General features: G+C 42.7%; 14 protein-coding genes. 5 read left to right on the plus strand and 9 right to left on the minus strand.

Annotated elements, in window-relative coordinates:
- Positions 1 to 6 precede the first annotated feature (6 nt).
- From dapA to M1E93_RS10900, 3 genes are read right to left on the minus strand one after another with little or no spacing between them, the layout of a single operon-like run.
- Positions 7 to 870, minus strand: coding sequence for a 4-hydroxy-tetrahydrodipicolinate synthase (dapA, locus tag M1E93_RS10890; RefSeq protein ID WP_004919411.1), 864 nt, complete (start codon positions 868 to 870; stop codon positions 7 to 9).
- 18 nt (positions 871 to 888) lie between these two features.
- Positions 889 to 2,136, minus strand: coding sequence for an NAD(P)/FAD-dependent oxidoreductase (locus tag M1E93_RS10895; protein ID WP_004919408.1), 1,248 nt, complete (start codon positions 2,134 to 2,136; stop codon positions 889 to 891).
- A 9-nt stretch (positions 2,137 to 2,145) separates the two neighbouring features.
- Positions 2,146 to 3,096: a 4-hydroxyproline epimerase gene (locus M1E93_RS10900; protein WP_088499327.1), complete on the minus strand. Its 951-nt coding sequence runs from the start codon at positions 3,094 to 3,096 to the stop codon at positions 2,146 to 2,148.
- Positions 3,097 to 3,247: 151 nt separating this feature from the next.
- Between M1E93_RS10900 and M1E93_RS10905 the strand changes: the two genes are divergently transcribed.
- The 5 genes from M1E93_RS10905 (at position 3,248) to dauA (ending at position 10,782) form a co-directional block, all read left to right on the plus strand.
- Entirely contained in the window at positions 3,248 to 4,063 is an 816-nt protein-coding gene (locus M1E93_RS10905; protein ID WP_014658279.1) for a helix-turn-helix domain-containing protein, read from the plus strand.
- A gap of 463 nt (positions 4,064 to 4,526) precedes the next feature.
- Complete coding sequence (locus M1E93_RS10910) at positions 4,527 to 5,162, plus strand: CDP-alcohol phosphatidyltransferase family protein (RefSeq protein WP_104873456.1); 636 nt, start codon at positions 4,527 to 4,529, stop codon at positions 5,160 to 5,162.
- Positions 5,159 to 6,925, plus strand: a complete 1,767-nt coding sequence (locus M1E93_RS10915) for a bifunctional alpha/beta hydrolase/class I SAM-dependent methyltransferase (RefSeq protein ID WP_053110883.1) — start codon at positions 5,159 to 5,161, stop codon at positions 6,923 to 6,925. The genes M1E93_RS10910 and M1E93_RS10915 overlap by 4 nt, the downstream gene beginning before the upstream one ends.
- 186 nt (positions 6,926 to 7,111) lie before the next feature.
- Positions 7,112 to 8,452, plus strand: a complete 1,341-nt coding sequence (locus M1E93_RS10920) for a phosphatase PAP2/dual specificity phosphatase family protein (RefSeq protein WP_036940096.1) — start codon at positions 7,112 to 7,114, stop codon at positions 8,450 to 8,452.
- Positions 8,453 to 9,093: 641 nt separating this feature from the next.
- Positions 9,094 to 10,782, plus strand: coding sequence for a C4-dicarboxylic acid transporter DauA (dauA, locus tag M1E93_RS10925; protein WP_004919397.1), 1,689 nt, complete (start codon positions 9,094 to 9,096; stop codon positions 10,780 to 10,782).
- Positions 10,783 to 11,003: 221 nt separating this feature from the next.
- On the opposite strand, the gene M1E93_RS10930 is transcribed toward dauA, so the two are convergent.
- The 6 genes from M1E93_RS10930 to hemA are packed head-to-tail and all read right to left on the minus strand — an operon-like array spanning position 11,004 to position 16,848.
- Positions 11,004 to 11,906: a TIGR01212 family radical SAM protein gene (locus M1E93_RS10930; RefSeq protein WP_040133088.1), complete on the minus strand. Its 903-nt coding sequence runs from the start codon at positions 11,904 to 11,906 to the stop codon at positions 11,004 to 11,006.
- Positions 11,907 to 11,918: 12 nt separating this feature from the next.
- Complete coding sequence (gene kdsA / locus M1E93_RS10935) at positions 11,919 to 12,773, minus strand: 3-deoxy-8-phosphooctulonate synthase (RefSeq protein WP_014658273.1); 855 nt, start codon at positions 12,771 to 12,773, stop codon at positions 11,919 to 11,921.
- 44 nt (positions 12,774 to 12,817) lie between these two features.
- Positions 12,818 to 13,627, minus strand: coding sequence for an invasion regulator SirB1 (gene sirB1 / locus M1E93_RS10940; protein ID WP_004919394.1), 810 nt, complete (start codon positions 13,625 to 13,627; stop codon positions 12,818 to 12,820).
- Positions 13,627 to 14,472, minus strand: coding sequence for a peptide chain release factor N(5)-glutamine methyltransferase (gene prmC, locus M1E93_RS10945; RefSeq protein ID WP_426206902.1), 846 nt, complete (start codon positions 14,470 to 14,472; stop codon positions 13,627 to 13,629). Before prmC ends, sirB1 begins: the two co-directional genes overlap by 1 nt.
- Entirely contained in the window at positions 14,472 to 15,554 is a 1,083-nt protein-coding gene (gene prfA, locus M1E93_RS10950; protein ID WP_004919392.1) for a peptide chain release factor 1, read from the minus strand. Before prfA ends, prmC begins: the two co-directional genes overlap by 1 nt.
- A 31-nt stretch (positions 15,555 to 15,585) precedes the next feature.
- The gene (gene hemA / locus M1E93_RS10955) at positions 15,586 to 16,848 is read right to left on the minus strand and encodes a glutamyl-tRNA reductase (protein ID WP_004919391.1); all 1,263 of its coding nucleotides are present in this window, start codon (positions 16,846 to 16,848) and stop codon (positions 15,586 to 15,588) included.
- Positions 16,849 to 17,073: the final 225 nt, after the last annotated feature.

Here is a 17,073-nt window from a genome sequence, read left to right on the forward strand (position 1 = left end):
TTTTCCTTATTTTATCAAGGCGAGAAATTCACGTTGTTGTTGCGGTGAAATATTGGAAAGTGGCATTCTAACTGGCCCAACATCGACAGTACCCTTGATACAACCCGCTTTGGCTTTTTGGTTATAATCCCCAGATTCCATCGAATAAATTGCAGGATAAATTTCTGACATGATCCGTTTCGCCGTAGACCAATCCCCTTGCTGTGCGGCCTGATAAATTGCCACTTGCTCTGCTGGGAATACATTTCCAGCCCCCGCAATCCAACTTTTCGCGCCCCAAAAAAAGAAATCGACAGGCTGATCATCACAACCACAAATCACCTCAAAATTGTCGAATTGAGTTTGTAATAAACGTAGCGCTCGGCTGAAATCACCACTACTTTCTTTAATCGCAACAATATTTTTCACCTTAGATAGGTGTATGACAGTGTCGTATTCGATTTCGATCCCAATACGCGCAGGGAAGTTATACATAATGATGGGTAATGGTGTTGCTGAAGCAACCTGCTCATAATGCGCAATTACCCCTTGCTGATCCGGTAAACTGTATGGTGGCGGTGCTAACATCAAGCCTTCATAACCTAATGAAACCGCTTGCTCTGCACGCTTAATCGCCCCTTCTGTCGATAGGTCATTAATCCCTGCAATCAAGGTAACTCGCCCTTTGGCGACTTTACTCACGGTAGTCAGCACCACTTCACGCTCTTTCTCGTTTAATGCGTAATACTCCCCAGTCGTGCCACACACAACAAGTCCTGATACACCTTGTTCAATTAAGGTTTCAGTTAATTGTGCTAGCCCACTAACATTTAATGAAAAATCACTGTGAAATGGCGTCACAATTGGAACAATAATGCCGTGAAAATTCATGTGAAATCTCCTTAACTTTTATATAAATCGTTCAATGGAATAAGGTGAACAATCGATCGGTGTCGGCTGTTCTTTGAATAAGCTATGTACAATTTTTGCCGTGATGGCCGCTTGAGTTAGACCTAAGTGTTGATGGCCAAAGGCAAAAATATAAGGTCCTTTTTTATCAATCACTGGCAACGAATCTGAGAGAGTCGGTCTAAATCCCATCCATTCAGTTGCTTGCTCGCTATTTAGCGGTGTGTTAAGCATGGGATCAGCTAGAGGAATAAAGTGTCGAGCACGTTGCATATTGGCTGGACGTTTCAATCCCGCATATTCAACCGTACCCGCAAGGCGCAATCCACCTTTCATGGGCGTCATGATAAAGCGCCTATCGATACTTGAAACAGGAACGCTTAACCTACTTGCCTCTTTAGGCAACATAAGGTGATAGCCACGCTCTGTTTCAAGTGGAACACGTATGCGGCAAACCATCTTGACCAATGATTTAGAAAATGCGCCTCCTGAAATCACTACTCGCTGCGCCGCCAATTGTCCTTGTGAGGTTGTCAGGCGCACTGTATTACCTGAAGTGGTATGAATGCCCGTAACTTCACACTGAGAAAGTAACTCCCCCCCCAATCTCAAAAAGTGATTTGTTAATTGAGTATGTAGTGCATTGAGATCTACGACATGCCCCGTATCTGGGTAATAAAGCCCACCTAATTGATTACCAGCCAAAGCAGGCTCTCGTGCCAATAGTTGTGCCTGAGTTAATAGTTGATTTTTCACTCCTATGGAGTTGAGGTACTCACCTTGCTTTTGCAGTTTTTCATAGGAAGCTTCCCTCTCTGCCACCAGCAGTGAACCTTGAATTTTTACAAGATCAGCCAGTTGCCAGTCATCGCTGAACGCTTGCCACGCAGCCAGTGATGCACCATTAATTGTGGATAACGCATGATGAATACGTTGAAAGGGTTTATGTCGCATATTTCCCAACAAACGTAGTAACCAAGGCGTCAATGGCAATAAATAACGCCAATCGAGACGCAGTGCCCCTAGAGGATCAAACAACATCGCAGGAATCGATTTTAAAATTGATGGGTCAGCTACAGGGAAAACTTGCTCCGTCGCGATATGTCCAGCATTCCCCATTGATGCTCCAGCGCCGACCTGCTCTTTCTCGACCAGCAAAACATCTGTTCCATCCGCTTGTAATGTCAGCGCGATACTTAAGCCAATAATGCCGCCACCGATAACAATCACTGAACGTTTCTTATCCATATCAACCTCTCACGACACCGTGATCCCCCAACGAAATGGATCGGTTTCATCGATAAGCAAGGTATTACGCCCACTGATATAGGCCGTACCTCGAATGGTTGGGATAATGCCATTCCCATCAGCCCAGAGATAACTGGCTTCAAATTGGCTACCGATGACACTCGCTTGACGCCAAATTGCCCCTTCGTTTAACTTGCCATCAGCGGCTAAACACGCGAGTTTGGCACTCGTGCCTGTTCCACAAGGTGAACGGTCATAAGCCCCTCCGGGGCATAACACAAAACTTTGGCTATCGGCCTGTGAAGACGCAGCAAAAAGTTCAATGTGGTCAATTTCTTGGTCATCTTTGCCATAAATATGTTGTTCAACTAAGGCCGCTTTTATTTTTAAGCACGTTTCAGTCAACGCCTTAGTATTGCGGTGATGGATCTCTACCGGTGATTGCTCAACCAGAAAGAACCAATTTCCTCCCCAAGCAATATCCCCCGTCACCATTCCCACGTCAGGAACCTTCACCGCGACCGATTTGCGGTAGCGATAAGAGTAAACATTTTGGATACTGACACTGCCGTCTGGGTGCAATGTCGCCTGAACATCACCCACTGGCGTTTCAATGGTATGTTCGCCAACCGTAATTTTTCCTAGGTAAGCTAACGAAGCAATAAGGCCAATCGTGCCATGCCCACACATGCCTAAATATCCTTCGTTATTAAAAAAGATGACGCCCGCAGTGGCTTGTGGATTTTGAGGTTTGCAAAGTAGCGCACCGACTAAAATGTCACTGCCTCGTGGCTCTAATATGGTGGTGGTACGCCATAGGTCATGCTCGTGCCTTAAACGCTGTAAACGAGATGCCATAGAGCCATTACCAAGATCAGGAAAACCATCAATAACTAATCGAGTTGGTTCACCCGCCGTATGTGAATCAATTACCTCAATTTGTGTATAGCGCTTGTGCATATTGCATCCTCTGCTCACTTTAATTGTTAACAGAATGCTTGATTTTTGTTAAAGGATCTTGATATCTTTCGTGCTCACTGATGCGCAATTCGGCACAATATAAAAATATTTCAGAGAACTAATCATATTTGTTGAACTTGTTGGAGGCCGCATGATTAATTTAAATAAGCTGCTATTAATTAGTCAGGAAAATATGCTGTTTCCCGTTGATAATATTGAAATACTTTTAAATCACCTCGGGCTGGTCATGCCATTAATTAACACATTACCGAATGTCACTTTTTTTGTTAAAGATCGTAATGCCAAATATCTTCTTGCTAATGAGAACCTAGCCAAACGCTGTAAAATGGCTACGACTAACGATGTCATTGGGAAGCGAGCCGAAGATATTTTTCATCATGAGTTAGGTCGCAGTTATAGCTCTCAGGATTATCTGGTGATGCAAAAAAAGATCAGCGTCATTAACAAATTAGAATTGCATTTATATAAAGCAGGCATATTAGGTTGGTGCGTCACAACCAAAGTTCCTATCTTCAATACGCATAACCAAGTGATTGGTGTGGCTGGGATTTCGGTAGATTTGCAAGATGTAAAGTCGGTCAGTCAAAAATTAAACAAGCAGTTGGGTCAGGTGGAACAATTTATTAGCGAACACTTTGATATGCCAATAAAAATAACCACTCTTGCAGATATATCGGGCTTGTCTTTATCCCAACTAAATCGCCAATTTAAAGCCATATTCCACATAACTCCCCAACAATATATTCAAAAAAAACGTCTTGAACATGCGATTGAATTACTCGAAGAAGATTATTCGATTACTGAAATATCCATAAAATGTGCTTATGCTGATCACAGTGCATTTTGTCGGAAATTTAAAGAAATGACGACAATGACCCCAAGCCAATTTAAACGGATGAGGTTGAATATTGCCAATAGATATCACGTTGAAGAACAACTTGTTTAAATAATCTCATCCCAATAGAAGCTGTGTTATTACAGAAAACATCTTATTTTAAGATGTTTTTTTACTTTCGATATTCAACACTCATGATATCCAGCTCGGCGATACTATTATTTCTGCAATGGATGATTTTTATACGCCACTTGAGCATTTTTTTTACGCCGAATGACGTTATTGATTCACTTTTTGATTAAAATTTTCTATTACTTTATAAAATCGACTTAATTAATTTATTACAATTACGAAACATAAAAGTAAATGAACAATAAATAAACACTTAATTTTACGATAATGAATTATTCATTTACAATCAATATATTATAGAAAGGTAATATCCACGAACACAGGTTATCATCACAAGAGAGAAATCTAACTTAGGATAGCTCTTATTGCAGCTAAAAAATAATCGCGTATTCATATACGCTATATTTGCACCATTATGGTTGTAATTTGCAAGGATGAATAAATGACAATTTATGATCTGAAACCTAAATTTCAGAACCTGCTACGGCCTATCGTACAAAAGCTTTATGACACAGGCGTGACAGCAAATCAGGTAACATTGGCTGCAATGCTATTATCTATTTTGATCGGAGTACTGCTATTTATTTTTCCTAACCCACACCTGTTTATTTTATTACCCTTTGTTTTATTTACTCGCATGGCGCTGAACGCCATTGACGGTATGCTCGCACGTGAACATCACCAAAAAAGTCATCTCGGTGCAATATTAAATGAAACGGGGGATGTTATCTCCGATATGGCCTTGTATATCCCTTTTGTTTTGTTGTTCCCTCATGATTTTGGATGGATTTTACTGATCCTTTTCTTGTCATTATTAACAGAGTTTATTGGGGTTATCGCACAAGCTATTGGCGCTTCACGTCGCTATGATGGCCCTATCGGTAAGAGTGACCGTGCATTTATTTTCGGTACTTTTGGGCTATTAGTCGCACTCTTTCCCCAAATCACTTCTTCTAACTGGTTTACTGCTATTTTTATTGTCCTTTCATTGTTGCTGTTTTACACCTGCTACAACCGTATCCGTAAGGCCTTAAGTGAGCTTAATACACAAACGGATCATCATAAGGAACCATTATGAACGCTCAGACAGACTATTTAACTCAACGTCCTGTCATTGAATCTCAGTTTATCACCAGTGACCGTACCCCGCTGTTTTATCGTTACTGGCCAACAGAACAATCAACAGATAAAGCCATTATTCTATTTCACCGCGGCCACGAACACTCAGGACGCGTTGCTCATCTTGTCGATGAGTTAGACTTGCCTGACTACGCCATGTTCGCATGGGATGCCCGAGGCCATGGCAGAAATGATGGCCCTCGTGGTTATAGCCCATCCCTTGGCACCTCTATTCATGATGTGGATGAATTTGTACGTTATGTGTCATCCCAGTACCAAATACCATTAGCAAATATTATCGTCATTGGTCAAAGCGTTGGTGCCGTGTTAGTCTCTGCTTGGGTACATGACTATGCCCCTCCTATTAGAGGGATGGTATTAGCATCCCCAGCTTTTAAAGTTAAGTTGTATGTACCATTTGCGCGCACAGGACTTGCTTTGATGCAAAAAATGCGGGGGCTGTTTTATGTTAACTCATATGTGAAAGCTAAATTCCTAACTCACGACCAAAGCCGCATAGCCTCATTCAACCGTGACCCATTAATTACGCGCCCTATTGCAGTTAATATCCTGCTCGAACTGTACAAAACTGCTGATAGAATAGTGGCTGATGCAGGTGCGATTACCCTCCCAACACAACTGTTTATTTCTGGTAGTGATCATGTGGTACACCATAAACCACAGCATCAATTTTATGAGCGCCTTAATACTCCCATTAAAGAGAAACATATTTTACCTGGCTTCTATCACGATACACTGGGTGAAAAAGAGCGCCATATCCCTATTGCCAAAATCCGTGAATTCATTGGCAAACTATTCTCAGTTCCTCGCTATCAACATGATTACCAATATGAAGATACTTGGAGCGTGAGTGCAGACGCTTATCGCGAGCTAACGCAACCTCTGCCTGCATGGTGCCCTAAAAACCTTGGTTATAAGCTACTTAGCCGTTCTATGAGTACACTAGGCAAGGCTTCAGAAGGTGTTCGCATTGGTTATGACAAAGGTTTTGACTCTGGGTCGACCCTTGACTACATTTACCGTGATAAAGCACAAGGTAAAGGGTTATTTGGCCGAATCATTGATAGGCAATACCTCAATAGCATCGGCTGGCAAGGGATCCGCCAACGTAAAACCAACATCGAAAATATCATTCGACAAGCTATTCGTGAGCTAACTGAACAACACCAGCCAGTGCGTATTGTCGATATAGCCGCCGGACAAGGTCGTTACGTCTTCGACGCTATTAATGACTATGGCAAAGTGGAGTCCGTCTTACTGCGAGACTATAGCCCTGTCAATGTTGAGCAAGGTCGTTCACATATTAAAGAGCGCTATCTTGAAGATAAAGTGCGTTTTGAAGAAGGCAATGCCTTTGATACGAATGACTTAGCTTCCATAACGCCAGCCCCTACACTTGGTATCGTAAGTGGTTTATACGAACTTTTCCCAAGTAATGACCTGATTCGAGCTTCACTGAGTGGTTTATCTCAGGCGATCCCTTCTGGTGGCCTACTTATCTACACCTGCCAACCTTGGCACCCTCAGGTTGAAATGATCGCTCGCGTCTTACCAAGTCACCAAGGTGGACAAGCATGGGTGATGCGTTGCCGGAGCCAAGGTGAAATGGACGCACTTGTCGACGAAGCTGGATTCGAAAAACTTAATCAGTTAATTGATAACTGGGGCATATTCAGTGTTTCTATTGCTCGACGCCGTTAAGCGTATTTGAGCATAAACGAACCTGATATTTTGCTTGATAAGGTGGTGACAACCATCACTACCTTATCCCCTTTAATATTCAATAAAGCTGATATACTAATAGCTTGCAACAACTCACTGAGTGAACGCGATACTCTTTTTAATTCCCATCTCAATATCAATTAAACTAGCTAAACGGATAGATGAATGACAACCACACATAAGCCCTTGCCTTCCTCGCCGCGGCGAAAAATTTGGTTATACGGTTTCTTTTGGTTAGTCTTTTTAGCCCCTTTTTTCTTTCTTACCTATGGGCAAGTTAACACTTATACGTCTACGCTAGCCAATGTTCCCTCTTATGTTTATTCATGGGAAACACATATTCCTTTTTTACCTTGGACGATTATCCCTTATTGGAGTATTGACCTGTTTTATGGCCTATCCCTTTTTATTTGCACCTCTTTAAGAGAGCAAACAATCCAAGGGCTACGCTTAATCGCTGCCTCATTAGCCGCCTGTGTTGGCTTTTTATTATTCCCCTTAAAATTTAGCTTCCCTCGGCCTGACACAAGCGGTATCACCGGTTGGATGTTCGATAGCCTTGAATTATTTGACCTCCCTTATAACCAAGCCCCCTCATTACATATTATTTTACTGTGGCTATTGTGGTTACGTTTCCGAGCTCATATGCCGACTAAATGGCATTGGTTGCTACATAGCTGGTCGCTACTGATCCTCATTTCTGTCCTCACGACGTGGCAACACCATTTTATTGATGTTATCAGTGGCTTTGCCGTTGGTGTCCTTATTAGTTATCTATTGCCTATTGAAAGCCAATGGCACTGGCACTACACCGGCAGCCGTCGTAGCTTTAAAATGAGCACGAATTATGGCTTAGGGGCGTTTGCCTGTTTGTTACTCGCAATAACGCTTCAAGGTATCGCATGGCTACTCCTATGGCCTGCTATTGCGTTATTTATCGTCGCGATTGGCTACTTAGGTCTAGGCGCTTCTGTATTCCAAAAAACTCCGATGGGTAGCATGTCACCTTCGGCGCTCCTCTTGCTACTCCCGTATCGATTAATTGCCGTAGGAACTTATCATTACTATGCCAAGGCGTGTCGACAACCTAGCAAAATTAACGATAAACTTATTTTGGGTGGACGCCCGCTTTATCCTTTGCAAGCTCAAGCCGTTTTCGATATGACTTGCGAGTGGCCTCGCAATTCCTATAGCCACGATTTAAATTATCGTAGCCAACCTCAAATCGATTTGTTACCACTAAGTGCAAAGGATATTGAAAGCGCCGTGCACACAATGGATGAGCTTGCAGAAAGCGGCACAATTTATGTTCACTGCAAATTAGGCTATTCGCGCAGTGCGACCGTCGCCGCTGCATGGTTAGTTCATAGTCAACAATCTAAAACGATTGATGATGCGATTGCGCTAATCACTCAAGCCAGACCAAAAGTGATCCTAAACTCAGCAACTCTTGAACAATTACATTATTGGTATCAACACTATTATTTAAAGCGAGCATCATCATGAATCATTTATCTGATAAACAATGTGGCGATGTCATGGTTATTTTTACAACAAGTTGGCGTTATTTTTGTTGTGCATCACTACTCGCTTTTATTTGTCAATTTATCTTATTTATTTACTCATTAATTGATAATCTCACCTTCTTTATTAGCACACTCCTTTTTATTGTGAGCCACTATTTTATTTTCCGGTTATGGTTTGACAGCCATCTTTTTAAAATATTATACCAGCGACAAGAGCCCTATCATTTTGACCTTGCTCTACATTACCTTTTCCCTAAAAAACAACCCGTTGCTACTATGGAGCAGCGCTGGGCTGGCACAAAGAGATTATTCAATTACACACTATTATTGACTATTTTACTCTGGTTGTGGGTTTTAATTTCATTATTAACGGGAAATTAATAATGAAATTTAATTTATTATACACACTATCTTAAATATAACTTGCGCTATAACAAAAACTTCAACAATTCATTTTTAGATATATTCATACAGAATATTCGCAGGTTTTTTTACTTTTGTACCCGTAAACGTTATGATAATTGCGAGTTCATTGACACATAGCAGATTTTTTTGTGTAAGTTCCGCGTATCCTTTGGTTCTGTTTTCCGTTATTTAACCCTGTTATTTTGGTGGGGTACAATGAGTACAAAAAAAATTAATAGCTTGCGCCTATTTAGCGCATTAATAGATTCGTGTTGGAAAGAGAAATATACATTTGCTCGCTTTATTAAAGATTTAATTGCCGGGGTTACCGTTGGGATTATCGCCATTCCATTAGCAATGGCACTGGCAATAGCAAGTGGAGTTCCACCACAATATGGCCTTTATACTGCTGCTATCGCGGGTATTGTTATCGCAATCACTGGCGGCTCACGTTACAGTGTTTCAGGGCCAACGGCCGCTTTCGTCGTCATTCTCTATCCCGTCTCACAGCAATTCGGGTTAAGTGGGCTACTCGTTGCAACCTTAATGTCTGGTATTATTTTGCTTGCAATGGGGTTCGCTCGTTTTGGTAAGTTTATTGAATACATTCCTGTCTCTGTCACGCTAGGCTTTACTTCTGGTATCGCAATTACCATTGCGACCATGCAAATTAAAGATTTTTTTGGCTTACAAATGGCATATGTTCCTGAAAACTATGTCGATAAAGTTATCGCCTTAGTCAACGCTTTGCCGACACTCCAATTCAGCGATACTTTGATTGGTTTAGTGACACTCTTCGTTTTAATTTTATGGCCTAAGCTAGGACTAAAGTTACCGGGTCACTTACCTGCTCTCGTTGCAGGTACACTGGTCATGTGGGTGCTCTCTCTGTTTGATAAAAATGTTGCTACCATCGGCTCACAATTTAGCTATTTATTGCCCGATGGCTCAGAAGGTAACGGTATCCCCCCTATCTTGCCTCAGTTTATTTTACCATGGCAGCTTCCCGGCAGCCCCCCTATTAGCTGGTCGATGATCACCGCATTGATGCCCGCGGCTTTCTCAATGGCTGTCCTTGGCGCGATCGAGTCGCTGCTATGTGCGGTTGTTCTTGATAATATGACAGGCAAGAAACACCACTCTAACAGTGAACTTATCGGGCAAGGCTTTGGTAATATCGCAGCGCCATTCTTTGGTGGTATTACAGCTACCGCCGCCATTGCACGTTCGGCAGCTAACGTTCGTGCAGGTGCAACCTCGCCGATTTCCTCAGTGATCCACTCATTGTTAGTCTTGCTGACGTTATTGGTCCTCGCCCCAATGCTTTCCTATCTGCCCTTAGCGGCGATGTCATCATTGCTGTTGATGGTTGCATGGAATATGAGCGCCGCACGTAAAGTGATAGACCTGATCCGCCGCGCGCCTAAAGATGACATCATTGTTTTGCTTTTGTGTATGTCTCTTACTGTGCTTTTCGATATGGTCATTGCCATCACTGTAGGGATTGTTCTCGCCTCACTGCTGTTTATGCGCCGTATTGCTAATATGACTCGGATCAGTGAATTAGCAGAAACCGATGAAGCCAAAAGCCGTTTAGTGGTTCGTATCAACGGCCCACTGTTTTTTGCCGCAGCAGAGCGTATCTTTGATGAATTAAGGGTCAAAAGTGAAGGTTATAAAACCATCATCATGCAGTGGGATGCGGTGCCTGTACTTGATGCTGGCGGGTTAGAAGCATTCCAGAAATTTATCGACATAGTCAAAAAAGACACGCATATCGTTATTTGTGACATTCCATTCCAGCCGCTTAAAACCTTGGCGCGCGCTGGTGTAACGCCTATTGAGGGAGTGTTAAGTTTCCATAATTCGATTGATAAAGCTCTCGAGGAACTTGATTCCAAATAACCATAAATGAGCCACAACCAAAAAGCGCGGGAGTGGCTAATTTATAATGCTAATCTAGGAACAAACGCTAAATAATCTCTGACGGGGTATGCTGAGTTACGTTGTTTGTGACTGCTACCCTGTCACATGCCTAACCATCTCTCCTCTACCACCAACAGATCTCTATTTTCAATGGTTAGTATTAACAATATAAGAAACCATACTCGGCTTATTAATAACCATTAAAGTGCGGAGCCTTGTCCACCATGTGTGAGTAGATATTGGTATAGACTATTCATGCCTAACCAGCGGTTTTCACACCACTCTGGGGCTAATAATGTTGGTCGGCGCGCACTGGCACAAATACGGTGATAAACCACATCGGTAGGTGTATAGCGGATCAGTTCTCCAGCCACTTGGGTATAGTCAGTTAAGGTCATCGGCGCTAATCGCCCTGCTCGCCAACTTTTCGCCATAATACTCCCCTCAACAATATGCAAAGGGTGTAATTTGATCCCATCCGTACCACACTCCAGCACTTTTTCTAATGTCTGCATATTCATTAAAGTGCTTTCACCCGGTAAGCCACAAATAAGATGCGTGCAAACCTTAAGTCCGAGTTGCCTTGCTTTCGTTACGGTTTTTTGATATTCGGCAAAACCATGCCCTCGGTTAATGCGATGAAGTGTTTTATCATGTGCGCTTTGTAAGCCCAATTCCAACCATATTTCATACCCATGCTCTCGATAGCCACTTAATAAAGAGAGCACGTCTTGTGGCACACAATCCGGACGCGTGCCAACACATAATCCAATAATATTCGCCTGCTTAAGAGCTTCCTCATACAACTGCTGTAGTAAACACACTTCAGCATAAGTGCTAGTATAGGCTTGGAAATAGGCTAGATAGCGGCTGGCTCGCGTGATTTTGGCTTTTTGATGACGAATTTGCTCACTAATCGATTGAGTCGATTGCGTTTCATCAGAGAAAGAGGAGACATTACAAAAGGTGCAACCACCTCGCCCAAGAGTACCATCGCGGTTCGGACAGCTAAAACCACCATGTAATGTTATTTTGTGAATTTTCTCGCCATAACGGCGCTGAAGATCAGCGCCGAACATGGAGACAACTTGGTTCAGTTGCATTGCAAACCGAGATTAACGACTCGTATCTAACTCAGGGAAGCTTTTTACTAACTCATCAATCGCTTTGATTTGCTGTAAGAAAGGCTCTAATTTAGCAAGTGGTAGTGCTGACGGGCCATCACAACGAGCACTGTCAGGATCTGGATGCGCTTCAAGGAATAGCCCTGCTAACCCAACTGCCATGCCTGCTCTGGCCAATTCAGCCACTTGAGCACGACGACCACCAGAAGCAGCGCCAAATGGGTCACGACATTGCAGCGAATGGGTAACATCAAAAATAACTGGACAACCATTTGAAGCTTGCATCATGACATTAAAACCAAGCATATCAACAACTAGGTTATCATAACCAAAATTAGCGCCACGATCACATAAGATGACTTTATCATTACCACCTTCAATGAACTTTTCTACGATATTGCCAATTTGGCCCGGGCTAATAAACTGTGGTTTTTTAATATTGATCACGGCATCAGTTTTCGCCATTGCTGCAACCAGATCAGTCTGACGAGCTAAAAATGCAGGTAATTGGATAACATCCACCACTTCAGCAACAGGTTGAGCTTGAGATGGCTCATGCACATCAGTAATGATTTTCACGCCAAAGGTTTCTTTCAACTCTTGAAAGATTTTCATCCCTTCATCAAGGCCTGGGCCACGATATGAATGAATTGATGAACGGTTAGCTTTATCAAAAGACGCTTTAAATACGTAAGGAATGCCTAGCTTTTGCGTCACTGTGACATAGTGCTCACACACCTGCATTGCCATATCACGGGATTCAAGGACATTCATTCCACCAAAAAGAACAAAAGGGAGATTGTTTGCGACTTTGATATCACCAATGCTGACCATTTTCTGTTGCATGCTCTTACCTTTCATATCGAGACAGTTTGCTGTCTGTGCATAAATTAATGTAACACTACTGGATGATTATCTAATGAATATATCTGAATTTTAATCATTTCAGAAATAGGATCTTCTGGGCAGTGTTCAATAAAATAGTTTAAATCATTCAACGCCACATGGTTACAATCTAAATGTGCAAGAATTAATCCACGGTCGCGAATTTCATAAGGGTCTTCAGGATCTAACGTTAATAGCGTCTCACAGACCTTTAACGCTAACTCCATTTTTTTCTCTTCCATTAAAGAGGCTTTCAGCGTGTCAAATAACTTACGAATGATCACACTGTTTTCCGCAACATCAAGTTGATCCTCACCCAACTCAGAGTAGGGATCCACGGTTCCTTTAAGCCACAAATTGAGCGTATGCCATGTCAAGGTTTCCCCATTGACTGGGTTAATAAACCATTGTGAACCATCCTCTTTCTGAGCCAGTAATAACAGCTGAGTTGGAAACACGGCAGGTTCGATATCAATCTCTAATTTCTCAGCAATATAAAGGAAAATGGAACCTAAAGAGACCGGTGTTCCACGCTTCGTTGCTAAGACTTTATCTAGCCAAAGCATGTCGGATAATGCATAGATGCCGTCAGCACCACCAAATTGCCATTGATGATAAAAAAGCGTTATTAGTTGATTAATTTTACTTTCATTATCCGCTTGTAAATCAATAACCGCTTTGGCTGCTTCAACCAAGCTATCCAATCGAGCCTGTACTTGCATAAGAGGAAAATCGATACGAATACTTTGGGAAACTATCATAATACCTTCACTCAAAGGTATTTTGTTAAATTCAATATTTGCTATGGTTTTCATCACATTTCCACTGATTTATTCCACTGCCCAAGCGAAATTCTATCTCGGCCACCATAATCTAGACAGGTTTCAATATTGCTATATCCATACTGTTTGAATAACTCACGAACTGCGGCACCTTGTTGCCATCCATGCTCAACAAGTAACCAACCTTGTGGGTTAAGGTATGATCTCGATGTAGACACAATATGGTCTAAATCTGACAGTCCGTGATTATCTGCCACTAAAGCGGTTAAAGGTTCGAATCTAACATCGCCTTGCTGCAAATGGTCATCATTTCCATCAATATAAGGTGGATTACTCACAATCATATCAAAATGTTGGCAAGACAGTGAGATAAACCAATCACTTTGTAGAAACTGTACATTGTTAAGCGCCAGACGTTGCTGATTACGCTGTGCTAAAGAAACAGCATCCAGATTAAAATCAACACCGATAATCACGCTGTCTGGACGTTCAGAGGCGATCGCCAAAGCAATAGCGCCTGTCCCTGTGCCAAGATCAAGTATTTGGCAGCGCTGAGCCGGAAGCCGTGCTAGGGCCTGTTCAACTAGACATTCAGTATCAGGACGGGGAATCAAAGTGGCTGGCGAGACAAATAAAGGCAATGACCAAAATTCACGCTCACCAATAATATAGGCGATGGGTTCACCTTGCTCACGACGACATAATAGTGATTCAAGTGCTTCATACTCAGGCTGTGTTAACTCTGTTTCTGCAAATGCAAAAATAAAGGTACGACTCCGCCCTGTAATGTGTTGAAGCAGGATTTCCGCATCTCGTTTAGCACTATCACTCATCGGCAGCCTTGCGACTGCTTGGTCAACCCACTCGCCGTATTGCATTAATCTTGCTCAGACAATGCAGACAGTTGATCTGCTTGATATTCGTTGATAATCGGCTGAATTAACGCATCCAGCTTCCCTTCCATCACTTCATCTAAACGATACAACGTCAAATTGATACGGTGATCGGTCACCCTACCTTGAGGGAAGTTATAGGTACGAATACGGTCAGAACGGTCACCAGAACCTAATAAGTTACGTCGTTCCGAGGCTTCAGCGGCTTGACGCTTATCCATTTCTGCTTGACGGATACGAGCACCTAATACAGACATCGCTTTTGCTTTGTTCTTATGCTGTGAACGTTCATCCTGACATTCAACCACAATACCCGTTGGAATATGGGTAATACGGATTGCGGAGTCAGTTGTGTTAACGTGCTGTCCACCCGCTCCCGAAGAGCGGAATGTATCAATACGTAAATCTGCTGGGTTGATTTCAGGTAATTCCGCTTCCGGTAATTCAGGAAGGATAGCGACGGTACAAGCCGATGTATGAATACGTCCTTGTGATTCCGTTTCTGGCACACGTTGTACACGATGACCACCAGATTCGAATTTCAAGCGACCATAAACGCTTTCACCGGAAATTTTTGCAATCACTTCTTTGAAGCCACCATGCTCACCATCACTAGTGCTCATTAACTCAACACGCCAACGGTTAGCCTCGGCATAACGGCTATACATACGGAATAGATCACCCGCAAAAATAGCCGCTTCGTCTCCACCAGCCCCTGCACGAATTTCAAGGAAACAGTTGTATTCATCATCAGGATCTTTTGGCAGCAACAACAGTTGTAATTGCTGTTCAAGCTCTTCATTGCGCGCTTTCGCTTCTTTTAGCTCTTCTTGAGCCATCTCTTTCATTTCAGGATCATCTAACATCATCTCTGCTGTTTCGATATCTTCCTGAACAGTCCGCCATGCCGTAAAGCATTTGGCGACATCTGTCAGTTGAGCATACTCTTTTGATAAGGCACGAAAGCGTCCCTGATCAGCAATCACACCTGCATCGGCGAGGTGTGCTTGAATTTCTTCATAGCGTTCCTGTAATGCTTCCAGTTTTGCGACAATAGAAGGCTTCATTCGTTATATCAGACCCATGATTAAAATGTGGTTATTGATGGTTCAGCCCTAAGCTGTCCCTAAGTAGATTCAGGCGTTCCAAGTCACCATCTCCAGCGGCTTGCTGTAAAGATTTTGTTGGTGCATGGATCAGGCGGTTGGTCAATTGTTGGGTAAGTTGTGTAATAACTTGTTCAGGGTCTGCACCCTGACTAATTGCCGCGAGTGCTTTTTCTGTCATCCCCGCGCGGATTGCCTCAGCCTGCGCTCTGTAATCGCGAATTGTAGACACTGCGGCTTGCGAGCGCAACCAATCCATGAAATGGCTGCTTTCTTGTTCCACGATAAATTCTGCTTCAACCGCTGCGGCTTTGCGCTGAGCAAGGTTTTGCTGAATTATCGACTCAAGATCATCCACCGTATACAGGTAAACATCTCTGAGTTTTTCAATATCAGGCTCGATATCACGAGGAACCGCAATATCAATTAACAACATGGGTTTGCTGCGACGCACTTTCATCGCACGCTCTACCATGCCTTTGCCTATAATCGGTAACGGACTTGCTGTTGAACTGATCACAATATCGGCTTGAGCCAAACGTGTATCAATATCAGACAGCGTGATCACTTCCGCATTAACCTCATTAGCTAATAACTCCGCTCTTTCACGAGAACGGTTAGCGATCATCATCTTCTGCACACCATGCTCGCGTAAATGGCGTGCCACCAATTCAATTGTTTCCCCTGCTCCCACTAACAAAATATTCAAATGTTTGAGTGACTCAAAAATTTGCCTTGCTAATGTACAAGCGGCGAATGCAACGGAAACCGCATTCGCTCCGATCTCTGTTTCGGTACGAATGCGTTTAGCGACAGAAAATGATTTTTGAAATAAACGCTCTAATTCGCTCGACAAAGAATGGTTGTCTTGAGAAAGGGCGAACGCTTTTTTAACCTGCCCAAGGATTTGCGGTTCACCTAAAACTAAAGAATCCAACCCACTTGCAACCCGCATAAGGTGACTGACTGCTCGGTCACCTTCATGCCAGTACAGACTCGGTTTTAAATCTTTATCTGTAATATTGTGAAACTTGCATAACCACTGGATAAGCTGTTCTTGAGCTTGTTCTTGTGATTCAAGGCTCAAATACAACTCAGTTCTATTACAGGTCGACAGCACAACGCCACCGCTCACCTGAGGTTGCTTAAGCAACTCCTCAAGAGCATGGTCGATTTTTTCTGGTCCAAAAGCCACCCGTTCACGAAGGGCTACTGGCGCCGTTTTATGATTAATGCCTAGGGCTAATAGGGTCATTGTGCTTAACTACATTGCTCACATTGCTAATTATTTATCCAGTAGTATAACCACACTACTGTTATTTGTTTATCGACTATTGTAGATGATCTCCGCCCCGCTTTCTATGCCCCGCTAATAATGAAAACCATAAAGATGATCACTACCAAACTTTTTCCATAGAAAACTGCTGACGATTTAGCCGAATTCAACACTATTAGTATTGCTATTCTACACCGCTTTATA

Source organism: Providencia sp. PROV272 (assembly GCF_049901975.1).
Lineage (GTDB): Bacteria > Pseudomonadota > Gammaproteobacteria > Enterobacterales > Enterobacteriaceae > Providencia > Providencia stuartii.

Coding starts and splice junctions, on each gene's coding strand:
- dapA (WP_004919411.1), bottom strand. CDS start 870: ATGAATTTTCACGGCATTATTGTTCCAATTGTGACGCCATTTCACAGT.
- M1E93_RS10895 (WP_004919408.1), bottom strand. CDS start 2,136: ATGGATAAGAAACGTTCAGTGATTGTTATCGGTGGCGGCATTATTGGC.
- M1E93_RS10900 (WP_088499327.1), bottom strand. CDS start 3,096: ATGCACAAGCGCTATACACAAATTGAGGTAATTGATTCACATACGGCG.
- M1E93_RS10905 (WP_014658279.1), top strand. CDS start 3,248: ATGATTAATTTAAATAAGCTGCTATTAATTAGTCAGGAAAATATGCTG.
- M1E93_RS10910 (WP_104873456.1), top strand. CDS start 4,527: ATGACAATTTATGATCTGAAACCTAAATTTCAGAACCTGCTACGGCCT.
- M1E93_RS10915 (WP_053110883.1), top strand. CDS start 5,159: ATGAACGCTCAGACAGACTATTTAACTCAACGTCCTGTCATTGAATCT.
- M1E93_RS10920 (WP_036940096.1), top strand. CDS start 7,112: ATGACAACCACACATAAGCCCTTGCCTTCCTCGCCGCGGCGAAAAATT.
- dauA (WP_004919397.1), top strand. CDS start 9,094: ATGAGTACAAAAAAAATTAATAGCTTGCGCCTATTTAGCGCATTAATA.
- M1E93_RS10930 (WP_040133088.1), bottom strand. CDS start 11,906: ATGCAACTGAACCAAGTTGTCTCCATGTTCGGCGCTGATCTTCAGCGC.
- kdsA (WP_014658273.1), bottom strand. CDS start 12,773: ATGCAACAGAAAATGGTCAGCATTGGTGATATCAAAGTCGCAAACAAT.
- sirB1 (WP_004919394.1), bottom strand. CDS start 13,627: ATGAAAACCATAGCAAATATTGAATTTAACAAAATACCTTTGAGTGAA.
- prmC (WP_426206902.1), bottom strand. CDS start 14,472: ATGCAATACGGCGAGTGGGTTGACCAAGCAGTCGCAAGGCTGCCGATG.
- prfA (WP_004919392.1), bottom strand. CDS start 15,554: ATGAAGCCTTCTATTGTCGCAAAACTGGAAGCATTACAGGAACGCTAT.
- hemA (WP_004919391.1), bottom strand. CDS start 16,848: ATGACCCTATTAGCCCTAGGCATTAATCATAAAACGGCGCCAGTAGCC.